The following is a 17,419-nucleotide window of genomic DNA, read 5'->3' as shown; positions in this document are numbered from 1 at the left end:
ACGCCGCGCGGCTCAGCGCCCCGAAAGGGGCGCGGGGAACTGCGCGACAAGCCACGACGGACGCCGCACCCGCCGACGGCCGATTGCAGCACCCTCGGCAGACCAGCACCCTCGGCAGACCGGCCCCCGGCGAAGCTCACCGCTCCTTCGTCTCCTCCAGCACCGTCCGCCCGATCAGGGCATACCGCTCGGGCGAGCGCCGCTTGAGGTACTGCGCGTACCCGATACCGGTGCCCGCCACCAGCGCCACCAGCCACGGCGTCGCCTTCAGCACCAGTGAGCCGGACTCGGGCCCGGCCGCCGCGCCCATGTTGGACACCAGCAGCACGACGACGCCGAGCATCGCGACGCCCCCGACGAGCGGCGCGACGAGGGTGCGGAACCAGTGGCGGCTCTCGGGGTGGTGCGAGCGGAAGTACACCAGCACCGCGAACGAGCACACGGCCTGGACGACGAGGATCGCCATGGTGCCGAGGATGGCGAGCAGGACGTACGTACCGGTGTACGGGTCCTTGCCGGCGGCCCAGAAAGCGCCGATCAGCACCGCGCTGACGACCGTCTGCACCAGGCCGGCGAGGTGCGGGGAGCCGTGCCGGGCGTGGGTGCGGCCGATGGTGTTCTTCAGCGAGGGCAGCACGCCTTCCCGGCCGAGGGCGTACAGATAGCGGGCGGCGCAGTTGTGGAAGGCCATGCCGCAGGCCAGCGACCCGGTGATCATCAGCCACTGCATGACGTCGACCGCCCAGTGGCCGACGTAGCGCTCGGTCGGGTCGAAGAACAGGGCCAGGGGGTTGGGGGAGGAGGCGGCCTTCACGGCGGCGGCCTCGCCGTTGCCGGTGATGGCCATCCAGGAGACGAAGACGTAGAAGACGCCGACGCCCAGGACGCTGATCATCGTCGCCTTGGGGATGATCTTCTTCGGGTCGCGCGACTCCTCGCCGTACATGGCCGTCGACTCGAAGCCGACCCACGACCAGAAGGCGAAGAAGAGCCCGAGCCCGGCGGACGTTCCCCTGAAGGCGTTGACGGGGTCGACCGGCGCGAAGGTGAAGCCGTGCGGCCCGCCGCCGTGGAGGGCGACCGAGACGGCCATCGCGGCCAGCACCGTCACCTCGGTCGCCAGCAGCACCACCAGCAGTTTCTCGGCGACGCTCACCCCGAACCAGGTGCCGGTGGCGTTGACCGCCAGCATCAGGACCGCGAACGCCCACCACGGGACGTGGGCCCCCGTCTGGTCCTTGAGGGTGTTGGTGGCGAAGGTGGAGAAGATCCCGATCAGCGCCGGCTCGAAGACGACGTACGCGAAGGTCGCCAGCAGCCCCGAGGCGAGACCCGCCGTGCGGCCGAGGCCGTAGGAGATGAAGCCGTAGAAGGCGCCCGTGGACGTGATGTGCTTCGCCATCGACGTGAAACCCACGGAAAAGATTGCCAGGACGACCATTGCCACGAGATAGCTTGCGGGCGCCCCGATGCCATTGCCGGACGACACCATGAAGGGCACGTTGCCCGTCATCGCGGTGATCGGCGCGGCCGTGGCGACGGCCATGAACACCACGCCCAGCAGCCCGACGGCGTTGGGTTTCAGCCGATGAACCGTTTCGTCGTCGTCCGTATGTGCCGCCGGGGCAACGCCCTCGTCCACTGCCATCGGGTGGCCCCTCTCCTCAGCTCCGCGCGCGCAGACACCGCGCCCTGATGGAGCAGGATGGTGGAGGAAGAACCGGTCCCTCAAGGGGTCGGCCCGGTTAAATATTTGTCACCAGACCTTTAGGGGGTCCCTGCGGTCACGCATGGACGGGCAGGGTCAGCGCCCAGGCGGCCTCGCGCACGGTCCAGGTCCGGCGCCGTACCGGCCCGGAGACCAGGGCGTCCGCCCGGTACCGGAAGTCCGCCCCGGCCACCGTCACGCTGCGGCCCGAAGCCTGCAGCGGCGTCGCCTCCGCGCCCAGGGACAGCGGCCGCACCTCGATCCTGGCCGCGCCCGCCGCGCCCGGCGTCACCGACACCGACTGCACCGGCTGGTCCAGGTCGACCACCGTCGTCCCGTCGACCTCCACCTTCAGCCGGGAGGGTCCCGGGGCCGGTACGGACGTCAGACGGGCCGGGCGCGGGGCCAGGGTGCGGACCAGGGAGCGGTACGTCGTGCGCAGCCACGGCCGCCCCTGGGCGACGCTCACCGGTTCGGCAGCGGCAGCAGCCCGCATCGGCGCCGGCGGAATGCCCAGCCCGCCCAGGACCACCCCGTCGCTGTCGTCGACCAGCAGGTCCAGCCGCCGCTCGGCCCCCTCCAGCACGGCCCGCGCCGCCGCCACCGCGCCGGCCGGTACGCCGAGGGACTCCGCCAGGGCCGTGGTGCCCACCGGCACCACCGCCAGTGCACATCCGGCCAGCTCCCGGTGGCGGTGCAACAGGGTCACCGTGCGGACCAGCGCCCGGTCGTCGCCGACCACCACCGGGCGCCGGGACCCTCGCCGGCCGAGCGCCCGGGCAAATTCCTCGGGCCCCTCCGGCAGACAGACCTTGGTGGTCGCACCCGCGCTGAGCACGTCTTTCGCGATCCGTACGGACTCACCGTCCGTCTGCCGTGCCGCCGGATCGATGATCACCAGCAGCTGATCGGACGTCGCGAAGGTTGCCACCTCGGTCCTGCCTCGCTTCCTCGGGTAGCATCTTTGTGCAAGAGCCCCTTGCGCTATTGCGCCAGGGGCTTCGTCTATTCCGGGGCATCCGGTCCGACGGTTGTGCGGCCAACGACGGTCGCGGTGGTACGCGGCGGTGACCTTACGCCCGTGCCCCTGACCTTGGACATGCCCCGCCCGGAAGGGGTGTACGCGCGTGCCCGCACTTGTGCTGCTCGGTGCTCAGTGGGGTGACGAAGGCAAGGGGAAGGCCACCGACTTGCTCGGTGGCTCGGTGGACTATGTAGTGCGATACCAGGGCGGCAACAACGCCGGTCACACGGTGGTCGTCGGCGACCAGAAGTATGCACTCCACCTCCTCCCTTCCGGAATCCTCTCGCCCGGTTGTACGCCGGTCATCGGTAACGGTGTCGTCGTCGACCCGTCGGTCCTGCTCTCCGAGCTGAGCGGTCTGAACGAGCGCGGCGTCGACACGTCCAAGCTCCTGATCAGCGGTAACGCGCACATCATCACGCCGTACAACGTGACCGTCGACAAGGTGACGGAACGCTTCCTCGGCAAGCGCAAGATCGGTACGACCGGCCGCGGCATCGGCCCGACCTACGCGGACAAGATCAACCGCGTCGGCATCCGGGTCCAGGACCTCTACGACGAGTCGATCCTGCTGCAGAAGGTCGAGGCGGCCCTCGACGTCAAGAACCAGCTGCTCACCAAGCTGTACAACCGGCGCGCGATCGCCGCCGACCAGGTGGTCGAGGAGCTGCTGGGCTACGCCGAGCAGATCAGGCCGTACGTCACCGACACCGTGCTGGTCCTGAACCAGGCGCTGGAGGACGACAAGGTCGTCCTGTTCGAGGGCGGCCAGGGCACCCTCCTGGACATCGACCACGGCACGTACCCCTTCGTCACCTCCTCGAACCCGACCGCGGGCGGCGCCTGCACCGGCGCCGGCGTGGGCCCGACGAAGATCAGCCGGGTCATCGGCATCCTCAAGGCGTACACGACCCGTGTCGGCGCCGGCCCCTTCCCGACCGAGCTGTTCGACGAGGACGGCGAGGCGCTGCGCCGCATCGGCGGCGAGCGGGGCGTGACGACCGGCCGTGACCGCCGCTGCGGCTGGTTCGACGCGGTCATCGCCCGTTACGCGACCCGTGTGAACGGCCTGACCGACTTCTTCCTCACCAAGCTGGACGTGCTCACCGGCTGGGAGGAGATCCCGGTCTGCGTGGCGTACGAGATCGACGGCAAGCGCGTCGAGGAGCTGCCCTACTCGCAGACGGACTTCCACCACGCGAAGCCGGTCTACGAGACCCTGCCGGGCTGGTCCGAGGACATCACCAAGGCGAAGTCCTTCTCCGACCTCCCCAAGAACGCCCAGAACTACGTCAAGGCGCTGGAGGAGATGTCCGGCGCCCCGATCTCCGCGATCGGCGTGGGCCCGGGCCGGGACGAGACGATCGAGATCAACTCGTTCCTGTAGGCCGCGGGGCTTCCCCGGTCTGCTCCGGCCGCCCGCCGGTCCGCCCTCCGGGGCGTGATCGGCGGGCGGTTCCGTCGTGGGCGAGGTGCACAATCGGAGTATGAGCGTCAACCGGACCCCGATGTGCAGGGGACCGTACGGCGGCGAAGGCGCCCAGGCCGGCGGCGCGGACTGCTCCGACCCCGCGGTCTTCGAGATCGCCCGGTACGGCAGGCCTGCCCTGCTGGTGTGCCCGGTGCACCTCGGTCCCTCGCTGCTGATGGCGAGCGGGGTGCTGTGGCCGCCGGTGATCCGCCTCATCGGCCGCGTGCCCGACCTGCGGCCGTAGCCGCCCGACGCTAGAAGGCCTGCAGGTACACCCGGGCCCGTCCGTTGCCCTCGTCGTGCACGAACATCTCGATCCACTGCACCTGCCCGCGACCGTGCTTCACGACGCAGGGAGGGCAGACGCCGGACCATCGCACCCCGTTCAGCTTCTCCGGATCGGTGAGGCCGAGGTGCTTGAAAAGGGAGCCGCCCAGACCGCTTTTCTCGGTCGTGCTCAGCGGATGGTCGAAGTGCAGCTCGGTTGCCAGATGCGCGGCGGTCGCCCGGTCGGTGACGAAGGACAACAGATACTTGTCTTCCTGCGGGTTCACCTGAACCGCACCCTTCACGGCCGTCGCACCGGGCGGCACACGAAGCCTCATGAAGGACGCGGCCTGCGGGGCACCTGCCTTCTTGTCCCAGGTCGGCCCCGAGCCGGACGTACGGCTCACCGTGACCCCGCTGTCCGATGACGAGCATGCCGTGAGGAGCAGCGCCGCGCAGAAGGCGCCGGACAGCGCGGCAATTCGTTTGCTCATCGGTTCTCCTCGTCGCCGCGGGAGACATCGGCCCGGGAGCCTGTCCGCCCAGGGTCGGGCGGGTCGATGGTGGCAGTCGAGCCGCTGTTCAGGTCATGTGTGTACGGCGAGCTGCTTCCTCGCATGTCGAACTCCTGCGCAAATCCCACTTTGTGTAGGCGGCCCATGTCCTTGTCCTCGACAACGAGCCCCATGGGGAACTTCGTCGATTTGCCGGCGTCCAGTTGTATCGGTCCCAGAGATTGACTTGATAGTCGAGTGTCACCTTGGGCTTTCCGTCCGTGGTCGGGGCCACGGTCACCACCCCTGAAACATTCCGCTGGTGCCTTCGTGGTCCCGGCCCGGCTCAGTACTTGTCGAGTGGGGACACGGCGCGCAGGCGCGAGTCCACACCGAGGTCGGTGTTCTGGAACAGCGTCGTCGCGGAGCGCAACGCCGTCTTCTCCGAGGACAGCCGGCCCATGAGTCCTGCCACTTGGTCCTGCCACGTCTTGTGCGCGCCCTTCAGCGCGCCCGAGGCGGCCCAGCCGCCGGCCTCCTTGCCGTCGAACTCCTTCACGGCCGTGGTCGTGCTGTCGTCGGCGGAGGAGCCGGCCTTGCGTGTGTCGGGTTCCAGGTGCTGTTCGATGGCGTTTGCGGCTGCCTGTTTCTCCGCGGGGGTCGAGGCGAAGTCGGCTCCGCCTCCGCCTCCGGCCGCCGGTGCGAGTTGGTCGAGGTGTACGGACGTCGGCCCGTCCTCGCGCGCTGTCCCGCCGCCTCCGCCGCCTCTGGTCACAGGCCCCCGCCTTTCGTTCTGCGAAGAACGTTACTGATCCACCCTACGGGCCAACCTCTCCTTTTCGCACGGCTGTTCGCATTGGTGGGAGTGTGATCAGCCATCCCCGCATGCCCCGTTCATGGTCCATCCTTGACCTGGACATGGCTTGTTTCTGGTTTCGGGTTGGAGTGGGGGACGCCACGCTCTACGCGTGTAGTTCTGTACAGCCCGTCCATCAACCCCTTCGCGCGCGTCTCAGGAGACCCGTATGCCCGTCAGTCCCATGAACCGCCGGGAGTTCGTGAAGAAGTCGGCCGTCACCGGCGCCGCCGTGGCCGCTGCCGGAGCGGTCGGCAGCGGCACCGCAGAGGCCGCGGAAGCCGGACACAGGCCCGAAAAGTCGCCGCGTACCTGGTCGTTCTCCATCCTGGGCACCACCGACCTGCACAGCCACGTCTTCGACTGGGACTACTACAAGGACGCCGCCTACTCCGACAAGGCCGGCAACTCCGTCGGTGTCGCCCGGGTGGCCACCCTCATCAAGCAGCAGCGCGAGGCGAAGGGCGAGCACCGCACGCTCCTCGTCGACGCCGGCGACATCATCCAGGGCACCTCCCTGGCCTACTACTTCGCCCGTGTCGCCCCGATCACCGGCACCGACGGCAAGCGCGGCCCCAAGCACCCGATGGCCGTCGCCATGAACCACATGCGCTACGACGCCGCCGCCCTCGGCAACCACGAGTTCAACTACGGCATCGACACGTTGCGCAAGTTCGAGAGCCAGTGCCACTTCCCCCTCCTCGGTGCGAACGCCCTGGACGCGAAGACCCTGCGCCCCGCCTTCCACCCGTACACCGTGAAGCGGATCTGCGTACCCGGCGCCCCCGACATCAAGGTCGGCATCCTCGGCCTCACCAACCCCGGCATCGCCCTGTGGGACAAGGACAACGTCAGCGGGAAGATGGTCTTCCCCGGGCTGGTCGAGCAGGCCAAGAAGTACGTCCCGCGGCTGCGCGCCCTCGGCTGTGACGTCGTCTTCCTCACCGACCACTCCGGCCTGGACGGCTCCTCCTCCTACGGCGACGAACTCCCGTACGTCGAGAACGCCTCGAACCTCGTCGCCGAGCAGGTGCCCGGCATCGACGCCATCCTCGTCGGTCACACCCACGTCGAGGTCCCGTCGTACACGGTGAAGAACGCGGAGACCGGCGAGGAGGTCCTCCTCTCCGAGCCGTACTGCTGGGGCTACCGCCTGAGCGTCTTCGACTTCGAGCTCGAACTGCACCACGGCCAGTGGAAGGTCACCGGCAAGACGGCCCAGACCCTCAACCCCAACACGGTGGACGAGGACCCGGAGATCAAGAAGCTCCTGGAGGCCGACCACCAGCTGGTCGTGAAGTACGTCAACACGACGGTCGGCACCTGCACCGAGGACCTCTCGGCGGCCGACTCCTGCTGGAAGGACGTGCCGATCATGGACTTCATCCACAAGGTCCAGATGGACACCGTGAAGACCGGCCTGTCCGCGGCGGACGCGGCACTCCCGCTGATCTCCGTCGCCGCGCCCTTCAGCCGCACCGCGGACATCCCCCAGGGCAACGTCACCATCAAGGACATCGCCGGGCTCTACATCTACGACAACACCCTGTACGGCAAGAAGCTGACGGGCGCCCAGCTCAAGGACTACCTGGAGTTCGGGGCGAAGTACTACCACCAGGTCCCGGCCGGCACGAAGGTCGACACCGCGACCCTCACCAACGCCAACAACTTCTGGGACTACATGTACGACACGGCGGCGGGCGTCTCCTACGACATCGACATCGCCCAGGCCGAGGGCTCCCGGATCAAGAACCTCACCTACAACGGCGCCCCGGTCGCCGACGACCAGGTCTTCGTCGTGGCCGTCAACAACTACCGTGCCAACGGCGGCTCGGGCTACCCGCACATCGCCGCCGCGCCGATCGCCTACAGCTCGACCAACGAGATCCGCCAGCTGATGATCGACTACGTCACGGCGAAGAAGAGCCTCGACCCGGCCGACTTCGCGGTCACCAACTGGAAGCTGACCCAGGCCGGAACGCCGGTGTTCTAGGACGCTCCTTCCGCAGCAGGGGTACCCTCCGCCGCCCGGCGGAGGGTACCCGGCCGCGAGGACGACGCGCGGCCACGGGCCCCGGGCCAGGCTGTACGGCATGACCACAGTGACTGCCGCCCCGCCTCCCGCCCCTGCATGGGCCCGCCGCGCCGCCCACGCCATCGCCTGGTGCGCGGCACCCTCCGGCCTGTGGCGCCTGGCCATGGCCTCTGGCATCTACGTGGGCTACAGCGACCGGATCCTGCGCGACGTCTACGGCATACCGGGCTGGGGCGTCGCCTACGTCGTCGGCCTGTCCGTCGTCACGGAGCTGGCCGCGCTGTTCCCGCTGCTGCTGGTCGGCGAGCGGTGGCGGCCGCTGCGGCCCCGTGCACTGGCCGGGGTCGCCTGGACGGCCTCGGGCGTGCTGGTCCTGGTGGCCGTGTGGCAGGTGGTGGTCGCCCTCACCGTCGACAGCCATACGTATGTGGCGAGCGGTACGCCACGCGTGGTCTGGGGCTTCGCCTACGCGCCGCTCCTCGCCGTCCCGCCCCTGCTGACGGCGGTCACCTGGTCGTTCGCGAAGCGGAACGCGGTTGCTTCGCGGCGTGGGTGAGGAAGTCGGCCCAGGCCGCGGCGCGTCGACTCCCGACCGTCTCGAAGGGTCGACGGAGAGTTATGGAAGACCGTAGTGGCCGCCACTGACACTGGTCCCATGAATACGGAAAGTCACCCCGTCCTGGAATGGATTCCCGCCACCGGCATCCAACTCCGCAAGGCAGGGGTCCAATTCGACGTGGTACGGCTCGACGCGGACCACGGGCGGGACGTCGCCGACCGGCTCGCGCGGATGACCGGAGGCAGCCCGGGGCCCGTCGTGGAGTCCGGCAGCGGGCGGCGCTGTGTCTACTTCCTCGTGGCGCCCGGGAGCACCGCCCACCACCCCTGGCCGCCCGAGGTCACCCGGCTGACCAGTGGCCCGTACCGGGTCAGCTTCATTCCCGTGCCCGCGCTCAGCGGTCAGACCTGGCCGTTTGGCTGGCGCTGTCCGCCCACCGGCCCCGACCGTCCGGTGCACACGCTCCTGTTGCGCAACGCCCTCAGCTGAAGACGATCATCGAGCCCTGGGCCAGGGACCGCGTCGCCGCGGCGTGCAGACCGAGCCACACGTGCCGCTCGCGGGCGAAGGGGCTGGGGTCGTAGGGGCCGGGGATGGCCGGTTCCTCCAACTCCGTGGGGGCGGAGGGAGGTTCGGGGGCGGTCGGCGGGTTGGCCGGATCGATGCCGATCGACGGGGCCACGTACTCGAGTTCCCTCAGCAGCGTCTGCGAGGAGCCGAGGGGGCCGCCGCCGGCGAGGAGGTCCTCGTTCTCCAGCGGGTGCGGGAAGTCCACGGGGACGTAGGCGCCCGCGTGGTCGTAGTGCCAGACCAGGTGGGACTGCTTGGCCGTCGACTCGAACATCTCCAGCAGCTGCTCGTAGTCGCCCCCGAGTTCGTCGACCGGGGTCACCGGCAGCCCGCACACCTGGAGCAGGTAGACGCGGCGCAGGAAGTGCAGTGCGTCGTAGTCGAAACCGGCCACCGGGGCGACATCGCCGGACAGGCCCGGCATGTACTGGTACACCGGCACCGGTGGGAGACCGGCCGTGGCCAGCGCGTTGTTGTAGTGCCCGAGTTCCTCTGCGAACGGGTTGTCCGGGGTGTGGCACAACACGTCCACGAGCGGTACCAGCCACAGGTCACAGGCCAAAAGAGAACTCCTCGCATCGGCGGGCGCGCGCTTCACGCACGGCAGCAGGTGGTCTGGGAAGGGTAATCGGTGGGGGCGGGCTCAGCTCCCCCTGTGCACGGGCTCGGCTCCCCCGGTGCTGGTCCCATACCCAGACTCGGACGGGTTGACCGGGGCGGTCATGAGGCGGTCGCGGGGTGGGCCGTCATTCCGCCGCCAGCTGTTCGACGAGGGCCAGGGAGTGGGCGTTGGCGGTGGCCACGATCGCGCGGGCCGTCTCCGTCTCGCGGCGGGCCAGGGCGTCGACCAGGGCGGTGTGGCCGGACCACAGACGGCCGCGGACGTCGGGCAGGCGGCGCAGGTGCTGGACCGCGCACACCCAGGACTGCACCCGCAGCCGGTGCAGGAAGTCGGCGAGATAGGGGTTGCCGAACAGGCCGCTCAGTTCGCGCCAGAAGCGCAGGTCGTAGCCGATGAGCACGGTGAGATCACCGGCCGCCGCGGCCCGCTGGGCCTCCTCGCCGCGCCTGCGCACGGCCGCCAGGGACGCCGCGGTCCGCGGGTCCTCGGCGCCGGCGAAGGCCTTGTGGCCCGTGGCGAGGGCCTGGAACATGCCGTCGGTGACCAGGCTGCGGGCCTCGATCATGGCCCGGTAGTCGGCGAGCGTGTACTCGGGGACGCGGAAGCCACGGTGCTGGTCGGCCTCCAGGATGCCCTGCGCGGACAGGTCGACCAGCGCCTCGCGCACCGGGGTGGCCGAGACGCCGTACTGGTCGGCGATCTCCTTGACCGTGAACGCCTGCCCCGGCATGAGACGCCCCGCCAGCACCTCGTCACGCAGCGCATCAGCGATCTGCTGGCGCAGGGTGCTGCGCGTCACGGCGCCGTTGCCGGGCATCGTCCGGGCCTCTCCTCACGCGTACGGGTGACGTACTCGCACATACTCGCCATCTCTTACGAGCACGTCACCTTACGCGTTCGGACCGCCCGGGCGGCAGACGCGGTTCGGCTACGCGGTGTAGCCGTCGGCGACGGTCAGCGCCGCGTCCAGAGCCGCGAGACCCTCCTTCAGCTCGGCCTCCGTCACGTTGCACGGCGGGACCACATGCGTCCGGTTCATGTTCACGAAGGGCCACAGGCCGTGCTGCTTGGCGGCGGCCGTGAACGCGGCCATGGGGGCGTTCGCCTCCCCGGCCGCGTTGTACGGCACCAGCGGCTCCCGGGTGTCCCGGTTCTTCACCAGGTCCAGCGCCCAGAACATGCCGACACCGCGCACCTCGCCGACGCTCGGGTGCCGCTCGGCCAGCTCGGCGAGGGCGGGCCCGACGACGCTCTCGCCGAGCCGCTTCGCGTTCTCGACGACGCCCTCCTCCTCCATCACGTTGATCGTGGCGACGGCCGCGGCGCAGGCCAGCGGGTGTCCGGAGTAGGTGAGACCGCCGGGGTAGGGGCGCTTGCCGAAGGTCTCGGCGATCTTCTGGGAGATGGCGACGCCGCCGAGCGGGACGTATCCCGAGTTCACGCCCTTGGCGAAGGTCATCAGATCCGGGACGACGTCGAACAGGTTGGCCGCGAACCACTCGCCGGTCCGCCCGAACCCGGCCATGACCTCGTCCAGGACGAAGACGATGCCGTACTTGTCGCAGATCTCGCGGACACCGGCCAGATAGCCCGGCGGCGGGACCATGATCCCGGCGGTGCCGGGCACGGTCTCCAGGACGATCGCCGCGACCGTCCCCGGCCCCTCGAAGGCGATCGTCGTCTCCAGGTGCTCCAGGGCCCGCGCGGTCTCCTGCTCCTCGGTCGCGGAGTAGAAGCGGGAGCGGTAGAGGAAGGGCGCCCAGAAGTGCACGACACCGGCGCTGCCGCTGTCGGAGGCCCAGCGGCGCGGGTCGCCGGTGACGTTGATCGCCTGCTGGGTGCCGCCGTGGTACGAGCGGTACGCCGAGAGCACCTTCGGACGGCCCGTGTGCAGACGGGCCATGCGGATGGCGTGCTCGACGGCGTCCGCGCCGCCGTTGGTGAAGAAGATCTTGTCCAGGTCGCCGGGGGTCCGCTCGGCGATCAGCCGGGCCGCCTCCGAGCGCGCCTCGACGGCGAACGCGGGCGCGAAGGTCGTCATCTTCGCGGCCTGCTCCTGGATCGCGGCGACGACCTTGGGGTGCTGGTAGCCGATGTTGGTGAAGACGAGCCCGCTGGTGAAGTCCAGGTACCGCTTGCCGTCGTAGTCCCAGAAGTACGACCCCTCGGCGCCGGCGACGGCGAGCGGGTCGATGAGGTCCTGGGCGGACCAGGAGTGGAAGACGTGCGAGCGGTCCGCGGCCTTCACTGCGGCGCCGGCGTCGGGGTTGGGCTGAGGGGTCATGCGGGCGAGCGTAAATGTCCGGGATGCGGACGCGACATCGGCGTCTTGTTCCTTGGACGGGGTGATTCCGCGACAGGTTGTCGACGGGGGCGCCGGGTGACAGGTGCTCGGGGCGGTGTGCCGGTGTCGTTGCCCGGGCCGTTTTCGGTGCCGCTGCCGGGGTTGGCCACGGGGATGCCGACGGGGCCGCCGACGGGGCCCGGTACCGCTGGTGGAGCGGCTGCCGGCGGTCCTGGACGAGGCGGTCCGCCGAACGGGGCTGTTATGGAACCGTAGAGTCGGCTCCGCGCGACTCTCCGTAGGGCCGCACTATTCTCGGTCCGTTGCAGACCTATGGGGGGAAGGCGGCGCGGGGATGGAGAAGCTGGGACCGGGGGATCCGCAGCGAATCGGCGCGTACCGGTTGCTGGCACGGCTCGGCGCGGGCGGGATGGGGCATGTGTACCTGGCCCGGTCCGACCGGGGCCGTACCGTGGCCGTGAAGCTGGTCCGCCGGGAACTGGCCGAGCAGGAGGAGTTCCGGGCGCGGTTCCGGCAGGAGGTGCAGGCCGCGCGGCGGGTCGGCGGGTACTGGACCGCGCCCGTGCTCGACGCGGACACCGAGGCCCCGGTGCCCTGGGTGGCCACCGGGTACGTCGCCGGGCCGAGCCTGCAACAGGTCGTCGGCCACGATCACGGGGCGCTGCCCGAGCGGTCGGTACGGATCCTGGCGGCGGGCCTCGCCCATGCGCTGAAGGACATCCACGCGGCGGGCATCGTGCACCGCGATCTGAAGCCGTCGAACGTCCTGGTGACCATCGACGGGCCCCGGGTGATCGACTTCGGGATCGCGCGGGCGATGGAGACGCTGGCGGGGGAGGGGCTGACCCGCACCGGATCGCTGGTGGGATCGCCCGGATTCATGGCGCCCGAGCAGGTGCGCGGTGACCGGATCACGCCGGCGTGCGACGTCTTCTGCCTCGGGTCCGTGCTCGCCTATGCCTCGACCGGTGTCCTGCCCTTCGGGGGCGCCAACAGCGGGGTGCACGCCCTGATGTTCCGGATCGCCCAGGAGGAGCCGGATCTGGAGGGGGTGCCGGAGGGCGTCGCGGACCTGGTGCGGGAATGCCTGAGGAAGGATCCCGCCGCACGGCCCTCGCTGGACCGGATCCTGGAGCGGACGGGCGCGGAGGACACGGTGGCCGGGGGTCGCTCCCGGGACCCGTGGCTGCCGGGGGCGCTGGTGGCGCAGCTGGGGCGGCATGCGGTGCAGTTGCTGGAGACCGAGGATCCGGAGGGCGGAGCGGAGGCGGGGGCGGCCTCGGGCGGAGGTGCCGGTCCGTCTGCGGGTGCGGGTGGCTCCGGTGGGCGGCAAGCACCGTCGGCGGGTGTGGGTGACTCCGGTGGGGCGCAGGCACCGTCGGCAGGTGCGGGTGGCCCCAATGGGGGGCAAGCGGCGTCGGCGGGTGCGGGTGCGGGTGCGCACGTGCCGTCGCCAGGTGTGGGATCCCCTCCGGGGGGTCCTGCCGTCCCGGGCGCAGGTGCGGGTCCGGGTGGGGAGGGGCCGGGGGTGCCTGTGCCCGCCTGGGTTCATCGGCAGGGGAGCGGGCCCGAGGGCTCGCCGGAGCATGCTTCTGCCGCCGACGACGTCTCCGTGCCGCCGTCCGCGCCCGCGGATCCCGGCAGGCCGGGGTCGGGGCCGGGGCCGGTCCAGAACGGCAGCGGGCCCGTCGACCGTCTTCCGACCGTGATCTCCGGGCAGGCTCCGCCGCCGACCGCGCCTCCCGCCGCTCCCACCGCTCCTCCCGCTCCCGGTTCCAGCCCCGCTCCCGCCCCCGCTCCCGGATACGGTGCGCCGGGTGCGCCGGGTGCGCCGGGTGCGTACGGGACGCCCGGTCCGTACGGATATCCACAGCAGCCCCAACAGCATCCGCAGCAGCACGCGCAACACCCACAGCAACACCCGCAGCAGTCACAGCAGCACGCGCAGTACCCGCAACAGCCACAGCAGTCGCAGCCTTCCTCCGCCGCCTACGGCTATCCGCAGCAGGCGTACAACCCCTACGGCGGCGGGCTCGGCTCCACCCCGCCCTACGGTCCGCCGGCGATCGGCGTGCCGCAGGAGCCGGAGCGCAGGAACGGGCGGTCGACCGCGCTGCTCGTCGTGATCGCGCTGGTCGTGGCGCTGGGCGCGGGCGGATCGGTGTACGCGCTGATGAAGCGGGGCGGCCAGAGCACGGCCACCGGGTCGGCCGGCCACACGCCGACCGGCGGCGCGACCACGCCGGGCGGCGCGTCCCAGCCGCCTGCCCCGACCTCGTCGACCTCCTCCTCCGCGCCCGCGGACGGTGCGATCCCGGACTCCTATCTCGGCACCTGGCAGACCACGATCGACAACTCCAACGGGTCCAACACCCGCCGGCTGACCATCCGGCAGGGCAAGGTCGGCGACACCGTCCTCACGCTCGTCGCGGACGGCCCCACCGACGGCGGCGGCACGTACCACTGCGTCTTCGAGGCGAAGCTCGCCGAACAGCCGGGCGGCAACGGCCCGTTGGAGATCGGGCCGTCCACGGTCTCCTCCGGTGAGCCGGCCTCGTCCTGCTCCCCCGGCGAGGCCACCGAGATCACGCTGCAGGGTGACGGGAAGCTGAAGCGGGCGAAGAGGAGCGGCGGGGAGAGCCTGACGTACAGCAAGCAGTGAGATGAAACGGCCGTTCCTGCTGGGGCAGTTGAACGCTCGGCGAACTTCGGCGGACGCGTCCGGTTCGTCCCCTTCTCCGCCCGTACCGTGACCCCACCATCCGACTCCGGGCAGTGGCGGGGGCACCCCATGGAGTGGCTGAGCACGGAGAACATCGTCGCCGTCGGCACGGCGGTGCTGGGCATCGTCGCGTCCGCGGGCATGGTCTGGTACGAGCGCCGGGTGCCGCGCCGCAGACGCATCGGCTACCGCGTGCAGATGGACAACCCCATAGGGGACGACGTGCGTTCCGGCCGTGCCAACCGCCGCTTCGGCCTCCTCCTCTTCGACTTCGACGGGGCGCCGGACATGAGCGACGCGACGCTCGTCCTGCTGCGCATCGAGAACGACGGCTCGCTCGGCATCGACCGCGACGACTACACCAGCCCCGGAACCCGCGGTCTGACAGCGGTGTTCACGGACCGCACCGTCCGCGGGGTCTCCGTCACCCAGCCGACCGACACCGGCCATCTGATGGACCACTTCACCGCCGAACGCGGCTTCGGCTACGAGGGCAACACCCTGCACATCCCGCGCGTCCCGCTGAACAAGGGGGACCACTTCAAGCTGCTCGTGCTGCTGTCCGGCGGGGACGTCGGCCGGGACATCCGGATCGTCGGCGGGATCAGGGAGGGCGAGGTCCACCCCAACCGCAGCGCCACACCCGACGACAAGGCGCCGCTGTTCAGCCGGGCGTCCCGGCTCATCACCATCATGCTGACGCTGTCCGTGGTGACCCTGGCGGCGATCGTCGTGGCCCGCGACGGCACACCGCCCCCGATCGGCTGCGCGAAGGGCCGGCTGACGGTCACGGGATCCACCGCGTTCGAGCCGGTGATGCAGGAGGTCGCGAAGAAGTACGAGAAGGACTGCGCGGGCTCGTCCGTCACGGTCGACGCGCACGGATCCACCGCGGGCATACGGGACCTGGCGGCGAGCGGAGCCCAGGCGAAGGGGAAGGGGTCGCCGCCGCTCGTGGCCATGTCCGACGGTCCCAAGCCGGCCGACATGCCCGAACTGCGCGAGAACCGGGTCGCGTTGTCGGTCTTCGCGCTCGTGGTGAACGACGACGTGGGCGTGAAGAACCTCTCGACGGCGGACGTGCGGCGCCTGTACCGGGGTGAGATCACCAACTGGCGGCAGGTGGGCGGCCGTTCTCTGCTCGTGCACCTGGTCAGCCGGGACGCCGACTCCGGCACCCGGCAGGTCTTCCAGCGGCATGTGCTGGGCCGGGGCGAGATGGCGAACTCCTCCGTCGACTGCGTCCACAAGGACTATCCGACGGCGCCGGTGACCCGCTGCGAACTCGACTCCACGGGGCAGGTGCTGGCCGAGGTGGCGCAGCTGCCGGGCGCCGTCGGCTACAGCGAGCTCAACCTGGCCGCCCGGGCGAAGGGGCTGCGCGTCGTGGAACTCGACGGTGACGCCCCCTCGGTGGACGCCATCGAGCACGGTCGCAGCACGTACCCGTACCGGGAGATCGAGTACGCCTACACCTACGGGCGGCCTCCCGCGGACTCCCTGGCCTCCAGCTTTCTGACGTTCCTGACGCGGGGCAGCGGTCAGGACATCGTCCGCACCCACGGGCATGTGCCCTGCTGGACCCCGGAGGGCATGAAGCTGTGCGCGTAGCCACCGGGGGCTCGTAGGAGCCACCATCCGCCGTCCACGGGCCCACAAAGACCCGCTCGCCCGGCTGGACCGAACCCCCGGAAGCCGCCTTCGGTCGGCGCGGTGGCACCCCGCAGGCGCGGGTGCGTGAAACCGGGCCCCGGTCGGCCCCGGCCCCGACCCCGGCCTGCGGCGCCTACCGGGGCTCCGGGGGGCGTTGTCTCGGCATGTTCGGGCGGGTGCCGTTCGCCGGGGGGAGGGGAAACCTTCCTACGGGCGCGGCGGACTCCGTGCGCGCGCCCGTGGCCACCGCCGCCTGGATGCCGAGCGGCGCCGGCCCCGTGCGGAACTCCACCATCCAGTCGGCCGTCTCGGTCCGCACCAGCTCCAGCACGTCCTCCGAGAAGCGCCGCAACACCGTCAGGCACCGCTCCGCGGCCTCGCTCGCCGTCCCCTCCGCGGGCCCCAGGACCTCCCGTACGCTCTCGGACGCCCAGTCGAACTGCAACGCCTGCAGCCGCCGCTGCACGGCCTGCGCGGTGGCCACGTCCCTTATCCATCCCGAGGTGACGCCGAAGAACCGGTCGACACCGACGCACGCCACCGCGATCATCAGCGCCAGATAGCCCCAGGGCGCGACTTTGCCGACCACCCCGGTCAGATCCAGCAGCGGGAGCGTCGCCCCGCAGACCGCACCCGCCGCCGACCCGGCCCGCAGCGCCCATGCCCCCCGCCGCTTCCACACCCGGTCCGCGAGATACCAGTCCGCCGTCCGCAGTGCCCCTTCCTCCACCCAGCGATACAGCTCGTCGAGCCGCTCGGCGGGCTCCGCCCAGTCCCCGAGCGGAAACTCCCGCCCGGTCAGATCGCCCGGCCGCAGCCCGGCCGCGCCCTCGCCCCGCCCGTCCTGAGGCGGCCTCTCGGGCTGCATCTCCGGCTGACCCACCCGGCACTCCCTACTGAACACGACACCGAACACGGCACTGATACACGGCACTGGTCGCGGCCGGTCACACCGCGTGACATTGCATGTCGACGCGCGGCACCCTTCCTACCGCCCAATGGGTGGCCCGGACGTAGCTTTCCCGGTTTTTCCGCCCGGAAGAGGGCCTTGATCAGGTATAGGCCTGACACGGTTGTCACTCGAAAGAGTGGCGGGGCGATGGTCGCGTAGACCACGTAGGCTCGTGCACAAC

15 protein-coding genes are annotated in these 17,419 nt (G+C 70.6%); 7 read left to right on the top strand and 8 right to left on the bottom strand.

Going from position 1 to position 17,419, the window contains the following annotated elements; all coding sequences use genetic code 11:
• Nucleotides 1-136: 136 nt before the first annotated feature.
• Both ACFZCP_RS21860 and ACFZCP_RS21855 read right to left on the bottom strand, forming a co-directional pair.
• On the bottom strand, nucleotides 137-1,648 hold the full coding sequence (locus tag ACFZCP_RS21860) for an amino acid permease (RefSeq protein WP_391429052.1): 1,512 nt from the start codon (nucleotides 1,646-1,648) through the stop codon (nucleotides 137-139).
• Between the two features lie 136 nt (nucleotides 1,649-1,784).
• A complete protein-coding gene (locus ACFZCP_RS21855; RefSeq protein WP_391429050.1) occupies nucleotides 1,785-2,639 on the bottom strand; it encodes a diacylglycerol kinase family protein in 855 nt (284 codons plus the stop codon).
• A 196-nt stretch (nucleotides 2,640-2,835) separates the two neighbouring features.
• Between ACFZCP_RS21855 and ACFZCP_RS21850 the strand changes: the two genes are divergently transcribed.
• Nucleotides 2,836-4,119 (top strand): adenylosuccinate synthase, encoded by a 1,284-nt coding sequence (locus ACFZCP_RS21850; protein WP_362698325.1) that lies wholly within the window; start codon nucleotides 2,836-2,838, stop codon nucleotides 4,117-4,119.
• Nucleotides 4,120-4,219: 100 nt separating this feature from the next.
• On the top strand, nucleotides 4,220-4,447 hold the full coding sequence (locus tag ACFZCP_RS21845) for a hypothetical protein (RefSeq protein WP_391429049.1): 228 nt from the start codon (nucleotides 4,220-4,222) through the stop codon (nucleotides 4,445-4,447).
• A 10-nt stretch (nucleotides 4,448-4,457) separates the two neighbouring features.
• On the opposite strand, the gene ACFZCP_RS21840 is transcribed toward ACFZCP_RS21845, so the two are convergent.
• Together ACFZCP_RS21840 and ACFZCP_RS21835 are read right to left on the bottom strand one after the other, a co-directional pair.
• Nucleotides 4,458-4,964: a hypothetical protein gene (locus ACFZCP_RS21840; RefSeq protein WP_391429047.1), complete on the bottom strand. Its 507-nt coding sequence runs from the start codon at nucleotides 4,962-4,964 to the stop codon at nucleotides 4,458-4,460.
• A 346-nt stretch (nucleotides 4,965-5,310) separates the two neighbouring features.
• Nucleotides 5,311-5,739: a hypothetical protein gene (locus ACFZCP_RS21835; protein WP_391429045.1), complete on the bottom strand. Its 429-nt coding sequence runs from the start codon at nucleotides 5,737-5,739 to the stop codon at nucleotides 5,311-5,313.
• 250 nt (nucleotides 5,740-5,989) lie between these two features.
• On the opposite strand from ACFZCP_RS21835, the gene ACFZCP_RS21830 reads away from it, so the two are divergent.
• The 3 genes from ACFZCP_RS21830 (at nucleotide 5,990) to ACFZCP_RS21820 (ending at nucleotide 8,903) form a co-directional block, all read left to right on the top strand.
• Nucleotides 5,990-7,813 carry a 5'-nucleotidase C-terminal domain-containing protein gene (locus ACFZCP_RS21830; RefSeq protein ID WP_391429043.1) on the top strand — a complete coding sequence of 608 codons (1,824 nt, stop codon included), beginning with the start codon at nucleotides 5,990-5,992 and terminating at the stop codon, nucleotides 7,811-7,813.
• Between the two features lie 100 nt (nucleotides 7,814-7,913).
• Nucleotides 7,914-8,411 carry a hypothetical protein gene (locus ACFZCP_RS21825; RefSeq protein ID WP_391429041.1) on the top strand — a complete coding sequence of 166 codons (498 nt, stop codon included), beginning with the start codon at nucleotides 7,914-7,916 and terminating at the stop codon, nucleotides 8,409-8,411.
• A 99-nt stretch (nucleotides 8,412-8,510) separates the two neighbouring features.
• A complete protein-coding gene (locus ACFZCP_RS21820) occupies nucleotides 8,511-8,903 on the top strand; it encodes a hypothetical protein (protein ID WP_391429039.1) in 393 nt (130 codons plus the stop codon).
• On the opposite strand, the gene ACFZCP_RS21815 is transcribed toward ACFZCP_RS21820, so the two are convergent.
• The 3 genes from ACFZCP_RS21815 to ACFZCP_RS21805 form a co-directional block, all read right to left on the bottom strand.
• Nucleotides 8,896-9,546 carry a hypothetical protein gene (locus ACFZCP_RS21815; RefSeq protein WP_362698310.1) on the bottom strand — a complete coding sequence of 217 codons (651 nt, stop codon included), beginning with the start codon at nucleotides 9,544-9,546 and terminating at the stop codon, nucleotides 8,896-8,898. The genes ACFZCP_RS21820 and ACFZCP_RS21815 overlap by 8 nt on opposite strands.
• Before the next feature lie 184 nt (nucleotides 9,547-9,730).
• Nucleotides 9,731-10,423 carry a GntR family transcriptional regulator gene (locus ACFZCP_RS21810; RefSeq protein ID WP_362698307.1) on the bottom strand — a complete coding sequence of 231 codons (693 nt, stop codon included), beginning with the start codon at nucleotides 10,421-10,423 and terminating at the stop codon, nucleotides 9,731-9,733.
• A gap of 111 nt (nucleotides 10,424-10,534) precedes the next feature.
• Complete coding sequence (locus ACFZCP_RS21805) at nucleotides 10,535-11,890, bottom strand: aminotransferase class III-fold pyridoxal phosphate-dependent enzyme (RefSeq protein WP_391429036.1); 1,356 nt, start codon at nucleotides 11,888-11,890, stop codon at nucleotides 10,535-10,537.
• 355 nt (nucleotides 11,891-12,245) lie between these two features.
• Between ACFZCP_RS21805 and ACFZCP_RS21800 the strand changes: the two genes are divergently transcribed.
• Together ACFZCP_RS21800 and ACFZCP_RS21795 are read left to right on the top strand one after the other, a co-directional pair.
• Nucleotides 12,246-14,573, top strand: coding sequence for a protein kinase (locus tag ACFZCP_RS21800; protein WP_391429034.1), 2,328 nt, complete (start codon nucleotides 12,246-12,248; stop codon nucleotides 14,571-14,573).
• 129 nt (nucleotides 14,574-14,702) lie between these two features.
• Nucleotides 14,703-16,244, top strand: coding sequence for a substrate-binding domain-containing protein (locus ACFZCP_RS21795; RefSeq protein ID WP_391429031.1), 1,542 nt, complete (start codon nucleotides 14,703-14,705; stop codon nucleotides 16,242-16,244).
• A 175-nt stretch (nucleotides 16,245-16,419) separates the two neighbouring features.
• Here the strand turns inward: ACFZCP_RS21795 and ACFZCP_RS21790 are convergent, their stop codons facing one another.
• The gene (locus tag ACFZCP_RS21790) at nucleotides 16,420-17,169 is read right to left on the bottom strand and encodes an SLATT domain-containing protein (protein ID WP_362698298.1); all 750 of its coding nucleotides are present in this window, start codon (nucleotides 17,167-17,169) and stop codon (nucleotides 16,420-16,422) included.
• Nucleotides 17,170-17,419 lie beyond the last annotated feature (250 nt).

The organism is Streptomyces sp. NPDC007971, assembly GCF_042958635.1.
Taxonomy (GTDB): domain Bacteria; phylum Actinomycetota; class Actinomycetes; order Streptomycetales; family Streptomycetaceae; genus Streptomyces.
Note: the sequence above shows the minus strand (reverse complement) of the source record. Positions and strands in the feature narration are given on the sequence as shown.

Coding starts and splice junctions, on each gene's coding strand:
- ACFZCP_RS21860 (WP_391429052.1), bottom strand. CDS start 1,648: ATGGCAGTGGACGAGGGCGTTGCCCCGGCGGCACATACGGACGACGAC.
- ACFZCP_RS21845 (WP_391429049.1), top strand. CDS start 4,220: ATGAGCGTCAACCGGACCCCGATGTGCAGGGGACCGTACGGCGGCGAA.
- ACFZCP_RS21840 (WP_391429047.1), bottom strand. CDS start 4,964: ATGAGCAAACGAATTGCCGCGCTGTCCGGCGCCTTCTGCGCGGCGCTG.
- ACFZCP_RS21830 (WP_391429043.1), top strand. CDS start 5,990: ATGCCCGTCAGTCCCATGAACCGCCGGGAGTTCGTGAAGAAGTCGGCC.
- ACFZCP_RS21825 (WP_391429041.1), top strand. CDS start 7,914: ATGACCACAGTGACTGCCGCCCCGCCTCCCGCCCCTGCATGGGCCCGC.
- ACFZCP_RS21820 (WP_391429039.1), top strand. CDS start 8,511: ATGAATACGGAAAGTCACCCCGTCCTGGAATGGATTCCCGCCACCGGC.
- ACFZCP_RS21810 (WP_362698307.1), bottom strand. CDS start 10,423: ATGCCCGGCAACGGCGCCGTGACGCGCAGCACCCTGCGCCAGCAGATC.
- ACFZCP_RS21805 (WP_391429036.1), bottom strand. CDS start 11,890: ATGACCCCTCAGCCCAACCCCGACGCCGGCGCCGCAGTGAAGGCCGCG.
- ACFZCP_RS21800 (WP_391429034.1), top strand. CDS start 12,246: ATGGAGAAGCTGGGACCGGGGGATCCGCAGCGAATCGGCGCGTACCGG.
- ACFZCP_RS21795 (WP_391429031.1), top strand. CDS start 14,703: ATGGAGTGGCTGAGCACGGAGAACATCGTCGCCGTCGGCACGGCGGTG.